Annotated in this window: 3 protein-coding genes; 2 read left to right on the forward strand and 1 reads right to left on the reverse strand. The window is 32.9% G+C overall.

Annotation, left to right across the window (positions count from 1 at the left end; all coding sequences use genetic code 11):
* On the reverse strand, nucleotides 1-111 hold a 111-nt coding region (locus B9N71_RS13760), incomplete at its 3' end, for a transposase (RefSeq protein ID WP_143422152.1).
* A gap of 102 nt (nucleotides 112-213) precedes the next feature.
* Between B9N71_RS13760 and B9N71_RS12205 the strand changes: the two genes are divergently transcribed.
* Together B9N71_RS12205 and B9N71_RS13430 are read left to right on the forward strand one after the other, a co-directional pair.
* Nucleotides 214-780: an NAD(P)H-dependent oxidoreductase gene (locus tag B9N71_RS12205; RefSeq protein WP_065610530.1), complete on the forward strand. Its 567-nt coding sequence runs from the start codon at nucleotides 214-216 to the stop codon at nucleotides 778-780.
* Nucleotides 781-872: 92 nt separating this feature from the next.
* On the forward strand, nucleotides 873-1,154 hold the full coding sequence (locus B9N71_RS13430) for a transposase (RefSeq protein WP_085166097.1): 282 nt from the start codon (nucleotides 873-875) through the stop codon (nucleotides 1,152-1,154).
* Nucleotides 1,155-1,378 lie beyond the last annotated feature (224 nt).

The following is a 1,378-nucleotide window of genomic DNA, read 5'->3' on the forward strand; positions in this document are numbered from 1 at the left end:
TGATTTACCCACACCTAGATGGTTGGCAAGTTCGCTGATAGAAAGGTGTGCATTAGATAACGCATAATCCACTGATTGTTGTTTGAATTCGATACTAAATTTTTTGACCATGATATTTGTCTTCTATAAATTTTGTTTATATCATAGAGGCGACTTTTGTTCACTTTTTTGGCGAGGATCAAATTTATTTTTAAAAAACAAGGAGATTTTACAATGAAAACATTAATAATTTATTCTCATCCATATGAAAAGAGCTATAATCATGCTATTTTGGAAAGAATTGTATCTCTTTTGAAAGAAAGTGGAAAAGATTTTGATATTATTGATTTATATAAAGACGGCTTTAATCCAATATACACTTCCGAAGAATTAAGGTTATATAGTACCGGACAAACAACAGATCCTTTAGTAGAAAAATATCAAAAAATGATAACGGATGCATCTGATATCGTTTTTATATTTCCTATTTGGTGGTATGATTTACCAGCTATCTTAAAAGGTTTTATTGATAAAGTATTTAAAAAAAACTTTTCTTACATTGATACTCCAACGGGTATAAAGGGTAATATTAATCATATTAACTCAACTACAGTTTTAACTACTTCTGAGGCCCCTACATGGTTTATCCGTTTCTTTGCAGGGAATAGCATTAAATCTGTTTTTATTAATTCAACTTTGAAACAATTAGGAATTAAGAATGTGACTTGGAAAAATATGGGAAAAATTAAAAATGTTTCTCAAGAGAAGAGACAACTATTTTTAAAAAATCTCAAATTTTAATTTGTTTTCTTAAATCCGTGATTGATCATCGCCCAAAAAGTGTACAGAAGTCAGCTCTATGATATAAATACAAATCATAGGAGAAAATTATCATGGTCGAAAAGTTTAGCATCGAATTTAAACGACAATCAGTCGATTATGCATTATTCCATGCTCACCTTTTCATAAGTGAACTTGCCAACCATCTAGGTGTGGGTAAATCAACCCTAGATAAATGGATTAGGCAACTTTCCCCGAATAAAACCAGCCGTCGAGAGTTAACCGCTGAGCAACAGCGGATTATGGCGTTAGAAAAAGAGATTAAAGAACTGAAAATGGCTAATGATATACTAAAAAAGGCGCATGTGTACTTCATCAACAATCCAAGTCGATGAAGTACGCTTATATGAAAAATCATTTAACTTCCTACTCCATTACCAAGATGTGCTCGTTACTTGGTGTTAGTACGTCGGGTTATTATGCCTAGCTAAAAAGACTCAACGAATCCGTCAAACTCAGCGAGTATATTAAGAAGCAGTATGGCACCATAAGACACGTTTGGATGCACCGAGTTTGCTTCATGATGCAAGGGAAGCGAGCTATCAAGTTTCAGAACGAA

It is taken from the genome of Gilliamella bombi (genome assembly GCF_900103255.1).
Classification (GTDB): Bacteria; Pseudomonadota; Gammaproteobacteria; order Enterobacterales; family Orbaceae; genus Gilliamella; species Gilliamella bombi.